Source organism: Sphingobium sp. BS19, assembly GCF_027925545.1.
GTDB lineage: Bacteria > Pseudomonadota > Alphaproteobacteria > Sphingomonadales > Sphingomonadaceae > Sphingobium.
Genome location: NZ_BSEF01000007.1, coordinates 155,755 through 176,136 on the forward strand (window position 1 = coordinate 155,755; position 20,382 = coordinate 176,136).

Here is a 20,382-nt window from a genome sequence, read left to right on the forward strand (position 1 = left end):
GTATCGCCTTCATTGCAAAGAAGGCATTTCAAAGCGTGACAACGCCCGCATCGTCCGACGCACAATCGGCACTCAATTTCGTTAGTGACGACATCCCGGGCATTACGCGCCGCCGATCCGGCACTGGCTTTTCCTATCGTGGTCCGGATGGATCGCCGATCAAGGACAAGGCGACGCTGGCCCGCATCCGCGCGCTGGCCATTCCCCCGGCCTATGGGGATGTGTGGATATGCCCGGACCCCGACGGTCATCTTCAGGCGACGGGGCGCGATGCGCGGGGTCGCAAGCAATATCGCTATCATGCGGCATTCCGGGCAGAACGGGATCAGGACAAGTACAAGCGGCTTATCGCCTTTGCAAAGGCGCTGCCCGAAGTACGTGCGACTGTCCGCAGCCATATGGCGAAGCGCGGTCTTCCGCGTGAGAAGGTTTTGGCGACGGTCATCCACCTGCTCGATATTTCCATGATCCGTGTGGGCAATGCCGATTATGCGCGCGACAACGGAAGCTTCGGTCTGACGACGTTGCGCAATCGCCATGTCGCCGTCGAACCATCCCGCTTGCGATTCCGGTTCAAGGGCAAGAGCGGGAAGCCGTGGGACATCACGATCCGCGACCACCGCGTCGCCCGTCTGATGAAATCGATCCAGGAACTGCCGGGCCAGCATCTGTTCCAATATCTCGATGAAGATGGCGAAGCGTGCGAAGTGACGTCCGCCGACGTCAATGCTTATCTGAAGGAGATTAGCGGCGCAGACATTACGGCCAAGGATTTCCGGACATGGCATGGCACGGTGATCGCTGCGCTGGAACTCGCTGCCTGCCCCCCATCTACGAGCAATGCCGCGACTAAACGGCAGTTGGTGGCGGCAATCGACCGCGTCGCGTCGCGCCTTGGCAATACGCGCAGTGTGTGCCGTGCCTGCTATATCCACCCGGCAGTCATGGACCACTATACCGAAGGCACGCTGCGGCTTTCCGTTTCGTCATCGAACACCGAGGCTCACGACGATCTGGATGCAGGGGAGCGGGCGGTCCTGGCTTTTCTTCGCCGCAACGCGCGCGAACAGGCCAAGGCCCAAGCAGCCTAGCCTTCGATGATCGCACGGACTCGCGTGGAGAGAGCTTCAATCGTGAACGGCTTCGTGACCATCGCCATACCGGGTCCCAGAAAGCCCGATGCCAAGGCGGCCGTCTCGGCATAGCCGGTCATGAAGAGTATCTTGAGGCCGGGACGCGCTGTGCGCGCAGCGTCGGCCACTTGCCTGCCGTCCATACCGGGCAGGCCGATGTCAGTGATCAACAGGTCGATTCTGCTATCGGATTGAAGCACCGCGATGCCTTCCAGGCCGTCAGCGGCTTCCATGACGCGATAGCCCAAGTCGTCCAGCGTTTCGACGATAAGGCCGCGGACGACCGGCTCATCCTCTACCACCAGCACCACTTCGCCTTCATCGGCGCGGAGGTCTTCGGCAATTTGCGATGTGGCATCTTCCGTCCTTGCCGCGCCATGATGGCGGGGAAGATACAGTGTGAAGGTGGTGCCCTTGCCTCGTTCGCTCGAAATCTGCGCATAGCCTTCCGACTGGCGCGCAAAGCCGTAGATCATCGACAGGCCTAGCCCGGTTCCCTGTCCCTGAGGCTTGGTGGTGAAGAAAGGTTCGAAAGCTCGGGCAATCGTGTCCGGATCCATTCCCGATCCCGTGTCGGTAACATCGATCGCGATATATTCGCCGCCCTTAAGTTCGCGATGCATAGCCACATCCGTCTCTTCGAAGCGGGCATTATGCGTTTCGATGGTCAATGTCCCGCCGTCCGGCATTGCATCGCGCGCATTGATGGCGAGGTTCAGGATCACATTTTCAAGCTGGTTGGGATCGCACAGGGTGAGCCAGAGATCGTCCGCAAGGTTCATATGGAGCGTAATGCGCTCGCCCATGGTGCGGCGCAGCAGATCATCCATCGATGCCATGAGGGGATTGGCGCGGACCGGTTGCGGATCGAGGGGTTGTCGGCGAGAGAAAGCCAGCAGCCGATGCGTCAGTGCGGCTGCCCGATTGGCGGCTGTCGTCGCACCGGTGATGAACCGATCAAGATCGGTCGTGCGTCCCTGCGCCATGCGCCGCTGGATAATTTCCAGGCTTCCGGTGATGCCCTGCAACAGGTTGTTGAAGTCGTGCGCGATGCCGCCCGTCAGTTGTCCCACGGCTTCCATCTTTTGCGATTGGCGCAAGGCTTCCTCAGTCGCCACCAGCGTTGCCGCGGCTTCCCGCTCTGCGGTGATGTCGCGGCCAAATCCATAAAGCGTGTCGTTTTCGGGAACCGTCGTCCACGAAATGGTCCGCCGCTCGCCGCTGGCGGTCAAAAAGACATTTTCAAATTCAATGACCGGAATGCCGCCCGCCAATTGGGCCATACCCGCAGCGCCGGTTTCCCGATCGTCTTCGGCAACGAAATCCATGACGTTGCGGCCGACGGTCTGTTGCGGCGTCCAGCCCAATACTTTCGTCCAGGACGGATTGACGGTCTGAATCTCCCCTCCCGTCGTAGCGACGACTTTCAGAACTGGCGAAAGCGTCCAGATGCGTTCACGATCTCGCGCAAGGGCGCGCTCGTCGGTAACATCGCGGCCGACAGCATGAATATAGCCCGAGTCCGAGACGGCGTTCCAATCGAGCAACCGATAATTGCCATCTTTGGTCCGGTAGCGATTTTCGAAATAGAGTGTAGCGGTGCCTTCAGCCAGTCTGGCTACATTTGCGGTAGTGGTCGGGATGTCTTCAGGGTGCAGAAAAGCCGAAAGCGATTGCCCGATCATTTCGGTTTCGGCCCAACCCAATAGCCGCTTTCCAGTCGGATTGACGGCAGTAATCACCCCTTCGCGATTGCAGATAAGCATCAAATCCTGGGACAATGTCCAAAGGCGATCGCGATCACGCGCAGTCTCTGCCTCGGCGGCTTTCTGGTCCTGAATATCGGTGTTGGTACCGATCCAGCGAAGAATTCTGCCATCTGGACTGCGTATCGGCAACGCACGGACAATATGCCAACGATACCCGCCATCGAAGCGACGGATCCGAAATTCGGTCTCATAGATTTCGCCCGTCGCTACTGACGTCATCCAACGTTTTGTAGCAGCGGGGCGGTCGTCGGGGTGCAGCATGTCGAGCCAGCTATGCTCCTGACCTGAAGCCATATCTGGGCCGAGATAGGCCAGCGTTCGGTCGTTGAACCAGTCTAGCACACCGTCGGCCTGCGCAGTCCAGACATGGTTTGGCATCGTCTGCGCGAAGGTGTGGAATTGTAACTCGCTCGCTGCGACGGCATCGCGGGCGATGACTTGCTCTGTTACATCTGCGCCTTGAATAAAGATGCCCGCGATCGTGCCGTCGGCATCCCGGATGGGCTGAAAAACGAAATTGACGAAATGCTCACACGCCGGTTGATCGGAGGAACTCTGCGTAACGTAGCGCGTATTTTCGCCCACGCGGGGTTCGCCAGTCCGATAAACCCTGTCCAGCAATGTCAGGAAACCCTGTTCGACCAGATCGGGCAATGCGTCGCTTATGGACTTTCCCAGAACCTGCCGTTCGCCGATCAACCGCGTGAAGCCGGGATTGACGCGCTCCAGAACATGAGAAGGACCGCGAAGCATCGCCATGAACGTCGGCGACTGTTCGAACATCTGCGCCAATTGCTCGCGTTCCGTCGCGAGGGCCCGCTGTGTTAAGACCTGATCGGTGATATCGCGCGCCACGCCGACAAAGCGCACGAAGCGACCGTCCGGGTCATGTTCCGTCTCACCCTTTCGCGCGATCCATCGGATCTCGCCGGTATCCGCGCGTCGGATGCGATATTCTACATCGGTCGTTACATCGCCCGCGATCCGCTTCGCACGGGTGGAAACCAAAGAAGAGTCTTCAGCAATGATAAGCCGCTCAAAAGCTGTCGCGTCCCGGGTTGCGCCTTCGGCAAAGCCGTAGAGCCGATAGAATGTCGGCGACCCTTCGATGATCCCGTGAGAATCGACCGAGAAAACCCCAATGCCGCCTGCTTCCTGTGCCCGCCGCAATTGCGCCTGCATGTCGCGTAGAGTGTCCTCGGCAATCCGTTGGCTGGTGTCATCGCGCAGGACATTTATGAAACCGGTGATGACACCATCGGGATCACGCAGAGGCGTTATCGCTCCACTGGTCTTGCTGTCCCTTTCAGATTGTCCGGGCAGATGAATGCCCTGCGTCCCCCGCTCAGCGAAAATGTCATCGATGATAGGACGGATTTGTTCCATCGCGACGCCCCAAACGTCATCGACGCTGGCACCCATTGCGCCTGAAGCTGGGGTAGCTAACAGCGGACAACATGCCGCGTTGAAGAAAAGCGCCGGATCGTCGCGGCCCCATATCAGGATCGTCGCCTCCGGGGCGTGGAGAACGATACTCAAGGCAAGCTTGAGTGCCTCAGGCCAGGTCTGTGGCAAACCGAGCGGATGGGTCGACCAGTCTCGCGCAAGAATAAGCGTCGTGGCATCGCCGCCGCCATCGAGGAAGCGCAAGGGAGGGGGGAGAGATGCTGCGACCGATGTCATGGGTTCTTCGATCATGACCCAAGCATTGGCAGCGGCTAAAGTCTAGCGCGATTTCATACCTTTCACGCCGTTGTCGCAATAGTGATAACGAAGATGAAACGAGTTGCCTGTATTGTGCGGAGCGGAACGGAGGAATGGGATGACCTTGTCAGCGGAACAGCCGCTTGCGCCGCGCAAACTGTCTGCGCCCAGCCGCCTTGAAGATCGCCGCAAAATACGGCGGTCGAAAATCTTCGTACCCTTGATATTGACGATGCCGCATGGTGAGGTTCGCGCGCATCTTCTTGACATCGGGACAGGGGGTGCTTTGTGCTTCAGCGAAACGCAGCCTCAGTTTGACTCCATAGTCGACATCTGTTGGTATTCCACGAGGTGGGCGGCCCGTGTCATCTGGATCAATGGCCGCCGTTTTGGACTACGTTTTTTGTCGCCGCTAAGTCTGGAGAGCGTACAGGGCGTCATAGAAGACGGTGCCCGCCGCAAGAGGGTGCACCATATCGATCAGGCCGCTGCTACGCCCTCTGCTTCGACCACATCTCCGCCGATCAGAACCCCTTGAACTCTTACACGTTTCTCGACGAGATCCACGGGCACTCGGTGTAGCAGCAATCGCCACGTGCCACCCACGTCGCGATCGAGCAGGAAACCGCCTGCATCGCGGATCAGCCGCCCCGTCTCATCGATCGGCACGTCGCGTGACGACAGAGCGTCCTCCGGCATCTCAGGCGACGGCTTCTTCCGCCGGGGTGTAAGGCAGGCCGAGATCCTGCGCGACGGCTTCGTACGTCACCTTGCCATCCCACACGTTCAGCCCGGCAAGAAGATGCGGGTCGCGTTTCAACGCTGCCTTCCATCCCAGATCGGCAATGCGGAGCGCATGAGGCAGTGTCACGTTGTTGAGCGCATAGGTGCTGGTGCGGGCCACTGCGCCGGGCATATTGGCGACACAATAATGCACGATGCCATCGACGATATAGGTCGGATCGGCGTGAGTCGTCGCATGGCTCGTCTCGAAGCAACCACCTTGATCGATCGCGACGTCGACCAGCACTGCGCCCGGCTTCATGGTCTTGAGCATTTCGGCTGTCACGAGCTTGGGCGCAGCGGCCCCGGGGATCAGTACCGCACCGACGACCAGATCGGCGTCCGCGACACATTCCGCCAGATTGGCACGGTTGGAAAAGCGCGTCTTGGCACGTGCTTCGAAATACATACCGAGCTTTTCAAGCACTTCCGGGCTACGGTCGAGTATCGTCACATCCGCACCCAGGCCTGCGGCCATCTGTGCGGCATTAAAGCCCACCACGCCGCCGCCGATCACCGCGACCTTCGCAGGCAGTACGCCCGGCACACCGCCCAGCAATACGCCACGCCCACCATGCGCCTTTTCCAGCGCGGTTGCTCCGGCCTGAATCGCCATGCGACCGGCGACCTGACTCATCGGCTTGAGCAGGGGAAGCCCACCGCTCGCGTCGGTCACAGTTTCATAGGCGATGCACACCGCACCACTTTTAACCAGATCGCGGGTCTGCTCGGGATCGGGGGCGAGGTGCAGATATGTATAAAGAATCTGGCCCGGACGCAGCATGGCGCGCTCCACCGGCTGGGGTTCCTTCACCTTCACGATCATCTCGGCGCGCGCGAACACTTCGGCAGCCGTTGCAATGATTTCCGCACCGGCCTTTATATAGGCGGCATCATTGGCCCCGATGCCATTGCCTGCATTGGCTTCGACCAGCACGCTATGGCCATGCGCAGTCAATTCATGCACGCTCTCAGGCGTCAGGCCGACGCGATATTCATGATTTTTGATTTCCTTGACGGTGCCGACGATCATCGCTCACTCCTTCAGGCGCTGTCAAACGCGCCGTAATTATATTACCTGTTTCGATAATATAATTCCGCCGTTCTGAAAACCCCGAATCGGCTGACAAAAAGCGTCCGGAAATGACCGCATGATGTGTGGTCGCACCCTTCAGAAGGGCCGGACCGTCAGTGCCATGGCCGCTATTTGCTTTCCTGCACCGCTAACTATGCGATTTTTTTGAGCGCGGCTCTACTGGTTCAGCCGACTCGTCTTTTTCCGGGTGCCGATTGCATGGCACGCCATGGCGCACGGGTCGTTATGCGGCCCCTTGTTGCGTGGCTGAGGCACAGGTGCGAAGCCGCCGCCGCACATGGCGACGAACATGATGTCGGAACGCGCGAAGACGGCGCTCGGAAACGCCAGTCCGGTCAAGGCGGCAACCGACAGGCTTAGAGCGAAGCGCCTATATGGCATTGCTGAATCGCGCTTGGCTGGGCTCCAGGCGGCCGTCGAAAATCGCAGCGATCGTTCTTCGATACGGCGTTGCGTCCGCCGCCAATAGTATACGATCGGCATCGTAGGTCAGAAGGTCTCGGCGTGCAAAATCGTCCAGCAACGCCGTTTCGTGTGGAGTGAGACGCGCCGCGAGCAAACGTGCTTCGCCATGACACAGCAGATCGAAGATGATCTGTCGCTGCAGACTATCCTGCATGTTGGCATGAACGCCGCGCTCCGCAGGAAGCTGACCAGCCGAAAGACGCATGCGATATCGCCCGACATTCTTCTCATTCTGAACGATCAGGCCGGGAAACTGGCTGATCGCCGATGCGCCCAGACCGATCAGCACGGATGAGGCGTCGTCGGTGAAGCCCTGAAAATTGCGACCGAGGCGTTTTTCGGCGGCTGCCATGGCAAGGGCATCGTGCGGCTTTGCAAAGTGATCGAAACCCACTGCGCGATATCCGCCATGGGTAAGCTGTTCATGGCCCAAAGCGGCCATCGCGAACCGTGCGGCGGCGTCAGGCAGATTGCTATCGTCGATCCTGCGCTGACGCGGGAGCAGCCTTGGCACGTGCGCATAGCCAAACAGCGCAATCCGGTCTGGCCCCAGTTGCATGGCCAGCGCCAACGTCTCGGCCAGATCGTCAGCACTTTGCCCCGGCAGGCCATACATCAGGTCGAAGCTCACAGTGGCCATGCCCGCACGGCGAAGCGCGGCCATGCTGTCCGATATGCGCTCGAATGGCTGGATGCGGCCGATCTTTGCCTGAACATGGGGCGCAAAGGTCTGTACGCCCATGCTGACGCGCGTGACGCCGGTCGCTTTCAGCGTGTCGATCCACCGCTGGTCCAAGCTACGCGGATCGACTTCTACGGCGATTTCAGCGTCGGTTTCGCCGAAACAGCGTGCGATCTGATCCAGTAGTCGCACGAAATCGACGGGTGGCAATGCGTTGGGGCTGCCGCCGCCCCATGCGATTCGCCGGATCTTTCCCCGTCCGCCCAGATGCTGGGCAACCAAGGCGATTTCGCTTTCCAATGCCTCGACATAAGCAGCCAGTCGATGGGCCTTGCCTGCGGCGCCTGTGTTGCAACCGCAATACCAGCATATCTCATGGCAATAGGGGACGTGAAGATATAGCGAGATATCTTCCTCCGGCTGCACCTTCGCGAGCGCACTTGCCATTTCCACCATGCCCACCGCAGAGCTGAAATCCACCGCAGTAGGATAGCTCGTATAGCGCGGTACCGCGCGTTCGAGCAGCTCAGGGTAGTATGTCCACATGCGGCATGTCTGCGCCGTCGGCGTCGATACCGCATTGATCCCGGTCAAAGTTTTTGTTGCGCACCGTCAATGCGGGTTGCGGCTGCCCGGCTCAGGAGATGCGGGAGACTTTTCGAGCATGGAATGGAGACTGATGATGACAAACCCCCGGTTCACTGCCGCCGCAGCACTGGCCATGGTGGCCTGCATGGTTGCACCGCAGGCATGGGCGAAGCAGGGCGACGTTCTGTTGCGGGCCCGGGCGATCATGGTCGCACCCAATGAGAAAAGCAGCGCCATCCTGCCAGCCTTCCCCGGCGAACAAGTCAAGGTGAACAACAGCGTGATGCCCGAAGTCGATGTCACCTATATGGCGACCGATCATATCGGCTTTGAACTGATCGCCGCGACCACGAAGCATTCGGCCAGCGGTATAAGCGGAACGACGGGATCGCTCGGCAAGCTGGCCTCCACCTGGGTGCTGCCCCCGACACTGACTATGCAGTATCACCCCATCGTGGACGGTCATGTTCGGCCCTATATTGGCGCCGGTGTGAACTACACTCTCTTCTATTCCGAAAAGCCGTCGGCGGCTTTGGTCGCCGCTGTCGGTCCCACCAAAGTGCATATGAGCAGCAGTTTCGGGCTGGCCGCGCAAGCCGGTGTCGACATCGACCTCAGCGAGAAGATGTTCCTGAACTTCGACATCAAATATATCGGCATCGACACCAACGCGCGGCTTAACACGACCGCAGCCGGGGTGCAGCGGGTGAAGATCAACCTCGATCCGATCGTCGTCGGAGTGGGCATCGGCATGCGACTCTAGTGACTAGGGATATTTACGGATGGGCAATAAATGGCTCCGGCCAGTAGCGTCTCCGTAAATATCCCGCCGGAGTTAAGTTCATGAAATCGATTCTCGTGCATATCCATGACGACTCCGGTCAGAAGGCACGACTACAAGCCGCACTGGATCTCACGCGGGCAAGCGGAGGCCATCTCACTTGCCTGCAGATTACGCCGTATAACGAAATGGTGACGCTTGACCCATTGGGCGGCGCCTATGCGCTTACAGTCGATATGGCGCAGATGCGTGAAGCGGAAGTGGCCAGCCAGCAGACACTGGAAGCACAGCTGCACCATGAGGACGTCAACTGGGATTGGCAGCATGGCGAAGGGGATGCCGCAACTTGCTTGCTGCGCGCATCACGCTTGGCCGATGTCGTCGTCGTAACGCTCCCGCGTGGCGACCGATACTATCCCGGTGCACCGCTCCCTATCGTGGGCGATCTGGTAACGCATTGCCGCAGCAGCGTTCTTGCCTTGCCGCCTGCTGTAAGCACCATCGACATAGCCGGCCGAGCCCTGGTGGCTTGGGACGGATCCCATGAAGCGGCCGTTGCACTTTTGCGAGCCACGCCCTTGCTCAAGCGAACGAGCGAGGTTCACGTCGTCATGATCGAGGAACGGGACAAGCCTGTTTTCCCGCCAACAGACGCCAGCATTTATCTTTCCCGGCACGGTATATATTCCGAACTGCATGAGTGGCCGCGCAAGGACCGAACGGTCGAGGAAGCGCTGATCCACGCGATTGGGGAATTGAAAGCGGACTGGATGGTGATGGGCGCGTTCGGCCACAGCCGCCTGCGCGAAACCATCTTCGGCGGCGTTACGCGCTATCTTCTGGCGGAAAGCCCGGTGCCACTGTTGCTCGCCCATTGAAACCGGGTCATAGTCGGACAAATGCCGATCGACCAACTGCCAGCAAATACGAAACTGGATGATACAGCGACCTTGGAACAGGCGCTGCTAAGCTCCATTTTGTCGACAATTCCCGATGCACTGATCGTCATAGATGCGCGTGCGCATATCGTTTCCTTCAGTGCGGCAGCGCAACGGATGTTCGACTATTCGGAAGCCGATGTGCTTGGCGAGAATATCATGATGCTGATGCCGTCCCCCGATCGGGAACGGCACGACAGTTATATGACCAACTATCTTCAGACTGGCGTGCGAAAGATCATCGGAATTGGTCGGCTTACGACCGCGCTGCGGCGCGACGGATCGACCTTTCCGATAGAGCTGCAGGTCGGGGAACTCCATGATGGCAGCGATCGGTTCTTTACCGGGTTCATCCGCGATCTGACCGAGCGGCAGCAGACCGAGCGGCGATTGCAGGACTTGCAGGCCGAGCTGGCGCATACGGCGCGTGTGACAGCGATGGGGACGTTGGCATCGGCGCTGGCGCATGAGCTTAACCAGCCGCTGACAGCCATTGCGAACTATATGGAAGCAGCACGCGATCTGCTGGCCGAGCCAGAACCGGACCGCGCACTGCTGGCCGAGGCGCTGGACGAGTCGGCGGCGCAGGCTTTGCGCGCCGGGGATATCATCCGATCGCTGCGCGAATTCATCAAGCGTGGCGACTCCCATCGTCAGCCCGAACCATTGCGTGCGGTCCTGGCGGAAGGGACGGCACTGGCCTTTATCGGTGTCGATAGCCGGGGCATCGACATGGATATCGCAACCGATGCCGGCGTCGATATGGTACTTATCAACCGTGTTCAGATTCAACAGGTCGTGATCAATCTGGTCCGCAATGCCGTCGAAGCCATGGCGGGCAAAACAGTCCGCCTTCTGCGAATCACGGCTGGTCTCGACGCGACCGGGCGCGTCGAAGTGAGCGTGTCGGACAGTGGAACGGGATTGTCGCCGGAAGTGGAGCGACAGATTTTTACACCGTTCCACAGTACCAAACCAGCAGGATTGGGGGTCGGCCTGTCGATTTGCCAGACCATCGTCGAAGCGCATGGTGGGCGCATATGGGCCACGCCATCGCGCTGGGGCGGCTCCAACTTCCATTTCACCATCGATCCGGCGGAGTGAACCCATGACCAGCGATACTCTGCCTATCTTTATCGTTGACGATGACGAAGGGATCCGCCGGTCGGTCTCTTTTCTGCTCAAGACCAGCGGTTATTCCGTCCAGACGTTCAGCGGCGGCCTGGAGTTTCTCAAGGTAGCGGCATCGCTCGATACCGGATGCGTACTGCTGGATGTGCGTATGCCGGACATCGACGGACTGGCCGTCCAGCGCAGACTGCACGAAGAAGGCATCATGCTGCCGGTCATCATCATGACAGGTCATGGCGATATCGACATGGCCGTCACGGCAATGCGCGCAGGTGCAATAGACTTTATCGAAAAGCCCTTCGACAAGGCGACACTGATCGCCAGTCTGGATCGCGCAAAGGCGCAGGCGCAGACCAGCCTGACGGTTATCACTCAGCGCGAACATGCCTTGTCACGGCTCAACATATTGACGGATCGTGAGCGCGACGTGCTCAGGGGACTTGTTGCGGGCCTGCCTAACAAGACTATTGCCTATGACCTGGGCATAAGTCCGCGTACGGTCGAAATCCATCGATCCAACCTGATGCTGAAGCTGAATGTGCGAAGCTTGTCAGAGGTCTTGCGCATCGCTTTTCAGGCAGGGGTCAGCTAACCGGATACGGACAATTACGGATTGGGCACTGCCCCATCCTTTGTATGTTGCCGGATATGAGCAACATCATTGATCTAACGCAACGGACATCGAAATTCCGGCAGTCAGCATTCCCGAACGGGCATGCCGCATGAGTGCCTGCAACAGCTGCGTGGTTCGTACGCAGGCAATGTGCTCCATTCTCAGTGATCGGGAACGCGAAGAATTCGCGCGACTGGGTCGGCAGATGGCGGTGCCCACAGGGCAGACGTTGATGTGGGAAGGTGCCGACTCGATGGTTGTGGCCAATGTGGTCTCGGGGGCGCTCAAATTGTCGACCTCGGTCCAGGATGGGCGTGAGCAGATCGTCGGTGTGGTGTATCCGTCCGATTTCATTGGCCGCCCGTTTGGCAAGACCAGCCCCCATAGCGTCACTGCCTTGTCGGACGCCCGGCTATGCGTCTTTCCGCGTGGCGCATTTGACATGTTCGCGCGCTCGCATCCGGATCTTGAGCATCGGTTGCTGCGGCGGACGCTGGACGAACTGGACCGTGCCCGAGGCTGGATGCTTCTGCTGGGGCGTGCGAGCGCCCGTGAAAAGGTCGCAACATTCATTCGGGACGTCGCAGGACGTCTTGCTGCCGAAGGAGACGCACCGCTCACCCGGTTTGATCTGCCTCTATCCCGCCAGCAGATAGCCGACATATTGGGCCTCACGATCGAGACGGTATGCCGTCAGCTCACCGCGATGAAGCGCGCTGGCGTGATCGATCTGATCGGGCGTCGCGGCGTAGCCATCCTCAATCCGGACCAACTGGAAGACATGGCACACGCCGCTTGAACCAGGTCGTGGCGTAGGGGCTTTCCCGTACAGACTGGCTTCCACGCAATTGACTAGGGTCAATGTATAGACGGACCGCGCCGTGCAGGGCGGGCGGGTAAATCGATCGCTTTGTGCGGGGGACCAGATGGAACAACTACTCAGTAAGGCCGGCGGCTGGTTCGCGCTGGGCATCGCCGCATTGCTCGCGGCGGCCTTTGCCGTGGATCAGGGATATGCCGTCCACATGAGCATTGTCGGCGGAGTAGCGCTGCTACTTTCAGTGCTGACGATGCGGGGCGGCGATTATGGCGCCATTGCGCGCGGCGCCTTGAAGATGCCGGTCGATCTTGGCCATTATGACGACGATCCGATACGCTGGGGCGTTATCGCCACGGTCTTCTGGGGACTTGCCGGCTTTCTAGTCGGGCTGTTCATTGCACTTCAGCTTGCGTTTCCCGCGCTCAACCTTGGGATCGAATATACCAGTTTCGGTCGGTTGCGGCCGTTGCACACGTCGGCCGTCATATTCGCATTTGGCGGCAATGCGCTGATCGCAACCAGCTTCTACGTCGTGCAGCGCACCTGCCGCGCCCGGCTGGCCTTCCCGGCGATGGCGCGTTTCGTGTTCTGGGGATACCAGATGTTCATCGTGCTGGCGGCTACCGGCTACATGATGGGCATTACCGAGGGCAAGGAATATGCCGAGCCGGAATGGTATGTCGACCTGTGGCTGACGATCGTCTGGGTCTGCTACCTGCTGGTCTTCGGCGGCACGATCATGCGGCGCAAGGAGCCGCATATCTATGTCGCCAACTGGTTCTACCTCGCCTTCATCATCACCATTGCGATGCTCCACATCGTCAACAACCTGTCCATGCCGGTCAGCCTGTTGGGATCGAAAAGCTACAGCGCTTTTGCAGGCGTGCAGGATGCGCTGACGCAGTGGTGGTATGGTCATAACGCAGTCGGGTTTTTCCTGACTGCAGGCTTCCTGGCGATGATGTATTATTTCGTGCCGAAGCAAGCCGAACGGCCTGTGTACAGCTATCGCCTGTCGATCATTCACTTCTGGTCGCTGATCTTCCTCTATATCTGGGCCGGTCCGCACCATCTTCACTACACCGCGCTGCCCGACTGGGCACAGACGCTGGGCATGGTCTTTTCGATCATGCTGTGGATGCCAAGCTGGGGCGGCATGATCAACGGCCTGATGACGCTGAACGGCGCATGGGACAAGATCCGTACCGATCCTATCATCCGCATGATGGTCATGGCGCTCGCTTTCTACGGCATGAGCACGTTCGAAGGGCCGATGATGTCGATCAAATCGGTCAACAGCCTGTCGCACTACACGAACTGGACGGTGGGCCATGTCCACTCCGGCGCGCTGGGCTGGAACGGCATGATCACCTTCGCCTGCCTCTATTACATGACACCGCGTCTGTGGGGGCGTGAGCGGCTCTATTCGCTGCGGATGGTCAACTGGCACTTCTGGTGCGCGACCATCGGTATCGTCCTCTATGCGTCGGCCATGTGGGTCGCGGGCATCATGCAAGGGCTGATGTGGCGGGAATATGGAGCGGACGGTTATCTCGTCTACTCCTTCGCCGAAGTCGTGAGCGCCATGTTCCCGATGTATGTAATCCGGGCCGCAGGTGGGCTGCTCTATCTGTCCGGTGCCATCATCATGGCGGTCAATATCGGCCTGACGATTGCGGGCAGCCTGCGCACCGAAAAGCCGATGCGCGATGCAGCCTACGACGCTGCGGCTGATCGTCCCTTCAGCGCCACCCCCGCATAAGGATCAGGGAACATGGCATCCAAATTTTTCGACCATGGCAAGCTGGAGCGGAACATCTCGCTGCTTGGCATTGCGGCCCTTATAACAGTAGCGATCGGCGGCATCGTGGAGATCGCACCGCTCTTCTGGATCGACAGCACGGTCGAGAAGGTCGAGGGGGTGCGGCCCTACACTCCGCTCGAACTGGCCGGACGCAATATCTACATTCGCGAAGGCTGCTACAACTGTCATAGCCAGATGATCCGGCCCTTCCGTGACGAAGTGGAACGCTACGGCCATTACAGCCTGGCGGCGGAAAGCATGTACGATCATCCGTTCCAGTGGGGATCGGAGCGCACCGGCCCCGATCTGGCGCGGGTCGGCGGCAAATATTCCGACGAATGGCATGTCCAGCATCTGAAGGATCCGCGTTCGGTCGTGCCGGAATCGATCATGCCGACATATCCCTTTCTGAGCGAACGCGAGCTGAAGCCGGGCGACATGCGCGATCACCTGACCGCTCTGAGCCGCGTTGGCGTGCCTTATTCGAAGGAAGCCATCGCTGCCGCCAATGACGACCTGACGACCCAAGCGGATGCCGACGCAGACAGCAAGGGTCTGGTCGCCCGATATCCCAATGCAAAGGTCCGGGATTTCGATGGCGATCCGGCCAAGCTGACGGAGATGGATGCGCTTGTCGCCTATCTCCAGCTTTTGGGCACGCAGGTCGATTTCGAAGCTGCCAAGGCACAGGAGAAGGCGAAATGAGCTACGACGCGCTCCGCCATTTTGCCGATAGCTGGGGACTGGTCGGGATGGGCCTGCTCTATTTGCTGCTCGTCGGCTGGCATTTCCGTCCCGGCGGCAAGGCACGCTCTCGCGACGCGATGATGACGATTTTCCACGAAGACTCACACAGCACGGAGGCCGATCATGGCTGAGCCCGGCAACGATAGCACAAAACCGCACATCGATGAGGTCACCGGCACCCCGACCAAGGGGCATGAGTGGGACGGGATCGTGGAACTGGACACGCCCCTGCCGCGCTGGTGGCTGTGGACCTTCTATGCCTGCATCGCCTTTGCGATAGGCTATGTCATCGCCTATCCGGCGATCCCAATGCTCAATAGCGCGTCGAAGGGTCTGCTGGGTTGGTCGAGCCGCGGTGACCTGACCGCTGAAATGGGCCGCGAACAGGCGCGGATGGCGCCCACCGTTCAGGCGATCGCCAGTGCCGATATCGAAAAGCTGGCGGGCCAGCCCAAGCTGATGCGCGCTGCCATCGAAGGGGGACGGGCCGCATTCCGCGTCAATTGCGTACAGTGCCACGGTTCGGGCGCTGCGGGCGCAAAGGGCTATCCCAATCTGAATGACGACGACTGGCTGTGGGGCGGCGATCTCAAGACCATTGAAAAGACGCTGACCGATGGCATTCGCAACCCCGATCATGATGCCACTCGCATGTCGCTGATGCCTGCCTTCGGGAAGGATCAGTTGCTGGCCGCTCCGGCTGTCGATGATGTCGTTGCCTATGTCCGCACGATCAGCCGCCAGCAGCCAGCCGATGCGGCGTCACGGCGGGGGGCCACTGTCTTCGCCGATAATTGTGCGGTGTGTCATGGCGCGCAAGGCAAGGGTAACCGTGATCTCGGCGCACCCAATCTGACCGATGGCATCTGGCTGTACGGTGGCGATACGGACGCGATCCATCAGACTGTCTGGAACAGCCGTCGGGGTGTCATGCCACGCTGGGGTGACAAGCTGTCGCCTGCGACCATCCGCATGCTGGCTGTCTACGTCCACAGCCTGGGCGGCGGCGAAGCCAGCCCGGCATTGGCGCCGGTCATCGCAGCAACGAAGGAAGAGGCCAATGTCCGGCCCTGATCTCCTGACTGTGGGGCGTTATGCCAAACGGCAACCCGTCTATCCCAAGGCGATAGACGGGACGTTCCGCCGTTTAAAATGGGCGATCATGGCCGTCACCCTCGCGATCTATTGGGTGACGCCGTGGCTCCGTTGGGATCGCGGCCCTTACGCGCCCGATCAGGCCGTGCTTATCGATCTGGCGCATCGTCGCTTCTACATGTTCGCGATCGAAATCTGGCCGCAGGAGTTCTATTATGTAGCCGGCCTGCTCATCATGGCCGGTATCGGCTTATTTCTGGTGACGTCGGCCGTAGGGCGCGCGTGGTGTGGCTATGCCTGCCCCCAGACGGTCTGGACCGACCTCTATCAGCATGTGGAACGGTTCATCGATGGTGACCGCAACGCGCAGGTGCGTTTGAACAAGGCACCGTGGGGCATGGCGAAACTTGCCAAGCGAATGGTCAAATGGAGCATCTGGCTTGCCATTGCCTTTGCAACGGGTGGCGCGTGGATATTCTATTTCGCCGACGCGCCTACGCTCAGCCATGATTTCTGGACGGGTCAGGCCGCTTATGTAGCATACGCAACGGTTGCCGTACTCACCGCCACGACGTTCGTCCTCGGCGGCTTCATGCGGGAGCAAGTGTGCATCTACATGTGTCCCTGGCCCCGTATCCAAAGCGCCATGCTGGACGAGAAGTCGCTGGTCGTTACCTATCGCCACTGGCGCGGCGAACCGCGCGGTAGCCTGAAGGCGGCTGCCACTACACCCACCGGCTTTGGCGACTGCATCGACTGCAACCAATGCGTAGCTGTCTGCCCAACCGGCGTCGACATCCGCCAGGGGCCGCAGATCGGCTGCATCACTTGCGGCCTCTGCATCGATGCGTGCGACCGGGTCATGGCGAAGACCGGCAAGCCGCGCGGCCTGATCGACTATCTGACCGAAGACGATGCGACAGCCGAAAAAGCAAGCGGACAGCCCAAATCGGTGTTGCGGTCGCTGCTGCATGTTCGCACCGTCGTCTATTTTACGCTTTGGTGCGCAATCGGGGCTGCCATGCTGTTCGCGCTTGGTGCGCGCGATCGCATCGGCATCGATGTGCAGCAGGATCGTAATCCGCTCTATGTCCAGCTTTCCGATGGCGCCGTGCGTAATGCCTTCACGGTGAAGCTGCGTAATATGCAAAGTCGGCCGCGCCGGATGGAAGTGGCTCTGTCAGGCTTGCCGGGTGCCAAGATGTGGAGCGAAGATTTGACGCGTGCTGCGGGCAGCACATCGGTCAGTTTCACCGTCCCAGCCGATAGCGTATTGCGGGCGCGCCTGTTCGTTGCATCCACAGCGCCTGCTGCCCACCGACAGGATTTCAGCTTCACCGTCCGCGCGCTCGATAAGGAGGGCGGTACGGCTCACGAATTCGTCCATTTCGAAGGGCCACAGCCATGACGCAGCCGGGCCCACAGGCTTTGCCGGAAAAGGTGCGCCGGTTCACGGGACGTCACATGACACTGATCCTCGTCTCATTTTTCGCGGTAGTGATCGCCGTCAATTTTACGATGGCTACCCTGGCGATTAAAGGCTTTGGCGGCACGGTCGTCGACAACAGCTATGTCGCCAGTCAGGCATATAATGGCTGGCTTGAGGCTGCGCGCGTGCAGGCAAGGCTGGGATGGACGGCGCAGGTGGCGCTCGATCCGTCGCGCCATGTTCGCGTTACGCTGAACGATGCGGCTGGTATTCTACTAAGCGGTGCACAGGTGACGGGCATAGCCGAGCACCCCTTGGGGCGGCTACCCGATCGTACGCTTGCCTTCAGAGAGACGACACCGGGCGTTTACACGTCGGCGGGTGCGCTGCCCAACGGTCGCTGGCAGGTCGCGCTGACGGTGCGCCACGATCGCGGCGTGATGCGGATCGCGCAGGAAGTCCGCTGATGGCCACTGCACCCGATCTTACATTGCTGCACATCGACTTCGCTGTCCCGGGGTTGCGTTGTGCCGGGTGCATTGCTAAGCTCGAAAATGGATTGGCCGCCGTCCCCGGCATCCATAATGCCCGTGTCAACTTCGCGGCCAAGCGCGTCACCATCGACCATGATGCCGCGTGCGATCCACCCGGTATCAAGGCGGCAATTGCCGCCATAGGCTTCGAAGCGGAGCCAATGGCCGTCGAAGGCGTGGACCGCGACGCGGAGGAAAGCCGTCGCCTGCTACGGGCGCTCGCCGTATCTGGCTTTGCAGCCATGAACATCATGCTGCTGTCGGTGTCCGTCTGGTCTGGCGCAGAGGGCGCCACGCGCACGCTGTTCCACTGGCTGTCCGCCATGATCGCGCTGCCCACCGTCGCATACGCAGGTCAGATATTCTTCCGGTCCGCCTGGGTCGCATTGCGCCACGGTCGGACAAACATGGATGTACCGATCTCCATTGGTGTGCTGCTGACCACGGGCATGAGCCTGTACGAGACAATCATCGGCGGCGCACATGCGTGGTTCGACGGTGCGGTGATGCTGATGTTCTTCCTGCTCGCCGGGCGGTGGATGGACAACGCCATGCGCCGTCGTGCACGCGATGGGGTGGCTGCGCTGTTGCGACAGAGCGCTCCGGGCGCCTTCGTTCGTGGCGGCGACGAAAGCCTCGTCTGGACGACTGCCGAGGCTTTGCGCCCAGAAATGGTGATGGAGGTTGCTGCAGGGGACAGGTTTGCTGCCGATGGCCAGATCTTGAGCGGAACTGGCAGCATCGACATGGCCTTCCTGACCGGCGAAAGTGCAGCGCGGCAGGTGGCGCCGGGCGATACTGTCTATGCGGGCGCGCTCAATCTCGATGGACCGCTCTCGGTAACCGTATCCGCGGCAGGGCGTGACACTAGCATCGCCGATATCGCCCGCATGATGGAGCAGGCGACACAAGGCAAATCGCGCTACGTTCGCATCGCCGACCGCGCAGCGCGGATCTATGCGCCCGCTGTCCATACGCTTGCCGCGCTCTCCTTCGCAGGCTGGATGATATCCGGGGCGGGTGTGCACCAGTCGCTGTTGATCGCCGCCGCCGTGCTGCTCATTACCTGCCCCTGCGCGTTGGGCCTCGCGGTGCCTGCTGCGCAGATCGTCGCTTGCGGCGCGCTGATGCGCAAAGGCGTGCTGATCAAGGATGGGTCGGCACTGGAGCGGCTGGCCGAAACCACCTTCGTCCTGTTCGACAAGACCGGGACATTGACGCTGGGCCGACCGGAGCCGGTTGGGCTGGAGACCCTATCCGCGAGTGACCGCGCCATTATTCGGGCACTGGCGCAATCGAGCCGTCATCCGCTCAGCAATGCGTTGCGTCTGGCGCTGGAAAAGACGCCGCTTCCAGCGATCCATCTGACCGATGTCCGGGAAACCGCAGGGACGGGAATAGAAGCTAAATATGAAGGACAAACCGTCGCCTTGGGTCGTCCGGCATCGACGCTCGACTGGGCAGGTCTTGCAACGGCCTATCGCGGACCCGACGGTCAGATCTTGCCGATCCTGTTCTCGGACCAGTTGCGCCCGCAAGCCGCCGACGCCATCGGGGCATTGAAGGCCGACGATCTGCAGGTGATGATCGCGAGCGGCGACCGCCTTGCCGCGCTTGATCCGATTGCACGAGAGCTTGGATTGACCGCAACGGCGAACATGTTGCCGGGAGAGAAAATGGCGCTGATCGAACGGCTGGCCAGCGCTGGCGAAAAGGTACTGATGGTCGGTGACGGACTGAACGACGGACCGGCACTGGCCGCGGGCCATGCCAGTCTTGCGCCTGCATCAGCAAGCGACGCCAGCCAGTTGACGGCGGATGCCGTATTTCTGGGAGACAGCCTGATGCCCGTCGTCGTCGCCATTCGCGCGGCACGCCGCACTATGCGCGTTGTGCGGCAGAATTTCGTGATCGCTGTCGGCTACAATGCCCTTGCCGTACCACTGGCAATAGCTGGCTATGTAACCCCGCTGATCGCCGCGCTTGCCATGTCCAGTTCTTCGCTGATCGTGGTCGCCAATGCGCTGCGGCTCAACAGAGCGGCGCGATGACCGGGCTTCTCATCCTCATTCCCATCGCTTTATTGCTTGGGCTGACAGGGCTCTGGAGCTTTTTCTGGGCGCTAGGCAATGGTCAGTTCGAAGACGGGGAGGGCGCTGCACTGCGCATTCTGATCGACGACGATCAGCCGATATGATGTCTTAGGAAATTTAAGCCTCACGCATTTTAGCGTAAAAGAAAATGGCCCCTTCCGGGTAGGAAGGGGCCATT

At 60.1% G+C, this 20,382-nt stretch carries 20 protein-coding genes; 15 read left to right on the forward strand and 5 right to left on the reverse strand.

Features of this window, described 5'->3' with window-relative positions:
* Window positions 1-35 precede the first annotated feature (35 nt).
* Window positions 36-1,091 carry a DNA topoisomerase IB gene (locus tag QMG56_RS09935; RefSeq protein WP_281822403.1) on the forward strand — a complete coding sequence of 352 codons (1,056 nt, stop codon included), beginning with the start codon at window positions 36-38 and terminating at the stop codon, window positions 1,089-1,091.
* On the opposite strand, the gene QMG56_RS09940 is transcribed toward QMG56_RS09935, so the two are convergent.
* The gene (locus QMG56_RS09940) at window positions 1,088-4,600 is read right to left on the reverse strand and encodes a PAS domain-containing sensor histidine kinase (RefSeq protein WP_281822404.1); all 3,513 of its coding nucleotides are present in this window, start codon (window positions 4,598-4,600) and stop codon (window positions 1,088-1,090) included. The two genes, QMG56_RS09935 and QMG56_RS09940, sit on opposite strands and share 4 nt — an antisense overlap.
* 124 nt (window positions 4,601-4,724) lie before the next feature.
* On the opposite strand from QMG56_RS09940, the gene QMG56_RS23435 reads away from it, so the two are divergent.
* Window positions 4,725-5,144, forward strand: coding sequence for a PilZ domain-containing protein (locus tag QMG56_RS23435; RefSeq protein WP_354956654.1), 420 nt, complete (start codon window positions 4,725-4,727; stop codon window positions 5,142-5,144).
* Here the strand turns inward: QMG56_RS23435 and QMG56_RS09945 are convergent.
* From QMG56_RS09945 to hemN, 4 genes are all read right to left on the reverse strand, one after another.
* Window positions 5,087-5,305 (reverse strand): DUF5818 domain-containing protein, encoded by a 219-nt coding sequence (locus QMG56_RS09945; protein ID WP_230186404.1) that lies wholly within the window; start codon window positions 5,303-5,305, stop codon window positions 5,087-5,089. The genes QMG56_RS23435 and QMG56_RS09945 overlap by 58 nt on opposite strands.
* A 1-nt stretch (window position 5,306) precedes the next feature.
* Window positions 5,307-6,422, reverse strand: coding sequence for an alanine dehydrogenase (ald, locus tag QMG56_RS09950; protein ID WP_281822406.1), 1,116 nt, complete (start codon window positions 6,420-6,422; stop codon window positions 5,307-5,309).
* 219 nt (window positions 6,423-6,641) lie between these two features.
* Complete coding sequence (locus QMG56_RS09955; protein ID WP_281822408.1) at window positions 6,642-6,866, reverse strand: hypothetical protein; 225 nt, start codon at window positions 6,864-6,866, stop codon at window positions 6,642-6,644.
* Complete coding sequence (gene hemN, locus QMG56_RS09960; RefSeq protein WP_281822409.1) at window positions 6,856-8,178, reverse strand: oxygen-independent coproporphyrinogen III oxidase; 1,323 nt, start codon at window positions 8,176-8,178, stop codon at window positions 6,856-6,858. The genes QMG56_RS09955 and hemN overlap by 11 nt, the downstream gene beginning before the upstream one ends.
* 175 nt (window positions 8,179-8,353) lie before the next feature.
* Here hemN and QMG56_RS09965 point away from each other — a divergent pair, with 175 nt between their 5' ends.
* The 13 genes from QMG56_RS09965 (at window position 8,354) to ccoS (ending at window position 20,308) form a co-directional block, all read left to right on the forward strand.
* Window positions 8,354-8,983, forward strand: a complete 630-nt coding sequence (locus QMG56_RS09965) for an OmpW family protein (RefSeq protein ID WP_375713675.1) — start codon at window positions 8,354-8,356, stop codon at window positions 8,981-8,983.
* An 80-nt stretch (window positions 8,984-9,063) separates the two neighbouring features.
* Window positions 9,064-9,879, forward strand: a complete 816-nt coding sequence (locus QMG56_RS09970; RefSeq protein WP_281822410.1) for a universal stress protein — start codon at window positions 9,064-9,066, stop codon at window positions 9,877-9,879.
* A 21-nt stretch (window positions 9,880-9,900) separates the two neighbouring features.
* Complete coding sequence (locus QMG56_RS09975; protein WP_281822411.1) at window positions 9,901-11,043, forward strand: sensor histidine kinase; 1,143 nt, start codon at window positions 9,901-9,903, stop codon at window positions 11,041-11,043.
* Window positions 11,044-11,047: 4 nt separating this feature from the next.
* Window positions 11,048-11,662: a response regulator transcription factor gene (locus tag QMG56_RS09980; protein WP_281822412.1), complete on the forward strand. Its 615-nt coding sequence runs from the start codon at window positions 11,048-11,050 to the stop codon at window positions 11,660-11,662.
* 130 nt (window positions 11,663-11,792) lie between these two features.
* Window positions 11,793-12,482: a Crp/Fnr family transcriptional regulator gene (locus tag QMG56_RS09985; RefSeq protein ID WP_230186409.1), complete on the forward strand. Its 690-nt coding sequence runs from the start codon at window positions 11,793-11,795 to the stop codon at window positions 12,480-12,482.
* Window positions 12,483-12,609: 127 nt separating this feature from the next.
* Window positions 12,610-14,265 carry a cytochrome-c oxidase, cbb3-type subunit I gene (ccoN, locus tag QMG56_RS09990; RefSeq protein ID WP_281822413.1) on the forward strand — a complete coding sequence of 552 codons (1,656 nt, stop codon included), beginning with the start codon at window positions 12,610-12,612 and terminating at the stop codon, window positions 14,263-14,265.
* A 12-nt stretch (window positions 14,266-14,277) separates the two neighbouring features.
* Window positions 14,278-15,012 (forward strand): cytochrome-c oxidase, cbb3-type subunit II, encoded by a 735-nt coding sequence (ccoO, locus tag QMG56_RS09995; protein ID WP_281822415.1) that lies wholly within the window; start codon window positions 14,278-14,280, stop codon window positions 15,010-15,012.
* Window positions 15,009-15,185: a cbb3-type cytochrome c oxidase subunit 3 gene (locus QMG56_RS10000; protein WP_230186412.1), complete on the forward strand. Its 177-nt coding sequence runs from the start codon at window positions 15,009-15,011 to the stop codon at window positions 15,183-15,185. The genes ccoO and QMG56_RS10000 overlap by 4 nt, the downstream gene beginning before the upstream one ends.
* Window positions 15,178-16,128 carry a cytochrome-c oxidase, cbb3-type subunit III gene (gene ccoP, locus QMG56_RS10005; protein ID WP_281822417.1) on the forward strand — a complete coding sequence of 317 codons (951 nt, stop codon included), beginning with the start codon at window positions 15,178-15,180 and terminating at the stop codon, window positions 16,126-16,128. Before QMG56_RS10000 ends, ccoP begins: the two co-directional genes overlap by 8 nt.
* Window positions 16,115-17,557: a cytochrome c oxidase accessory protein CcoG gene (gene ccoG / locus QMG56_RS10010; RefSeq protein WP_281822418.1), complete on the forward strand. Its 1,443-nt coding sequence runs from the start codon at window positions 16,115-16,117 to the stop codon at window positions 17,555-17,557. Before ccoP ends, ccoG begins: the two co-directional genes overlap by 14 nt.
* Entirely contained in the window at window positions 17,554-18,045 is a 492-nt protein-coding gene (locus QMG56_RS10015) for a FixH family protein (RefSeq protein ID WP_230186415.1), read from the forward strand. Before ccoG ends, QMG56_RS10015 begins: the two co-directional genes overlap by 4 nt.
* The gene (locus tag QMG56_RS10020) at window positions 18,045-20,162 is read left to right on the forward strand and encodes a heavy metal translocating P-type ATPase (protein WP_281822420.1); all 2,118 of its coding nucleotides are present in this window, start codon (window positions 18,045-18,047) and stop codon (window positions 20,160-20,162) included. The genes QMG56_RS10015 and QMG56_RS10020 overlap by 1 nt, the downstream gene beginning before the upstream one ends.
* Window positions 20,159-20,308: a cbb3-type cytochrome oxidase assembly protein CcoS gene (ccoS, locus tag QMG56_RS10025; protein WP_230186417.1), complete on the forward strand. Its 150-nt coding sequence runs from the start codon at window positions 20,159-20,161 to the stop codon at window positions 20,306-20,308. The genes QMG56_RS10020 and ccoS overlap by 4 nt, the downstream gene beginning before the upstream one ends.
* Window positions 20,309-20,382 lie beyond the last annotated feature (74 nt).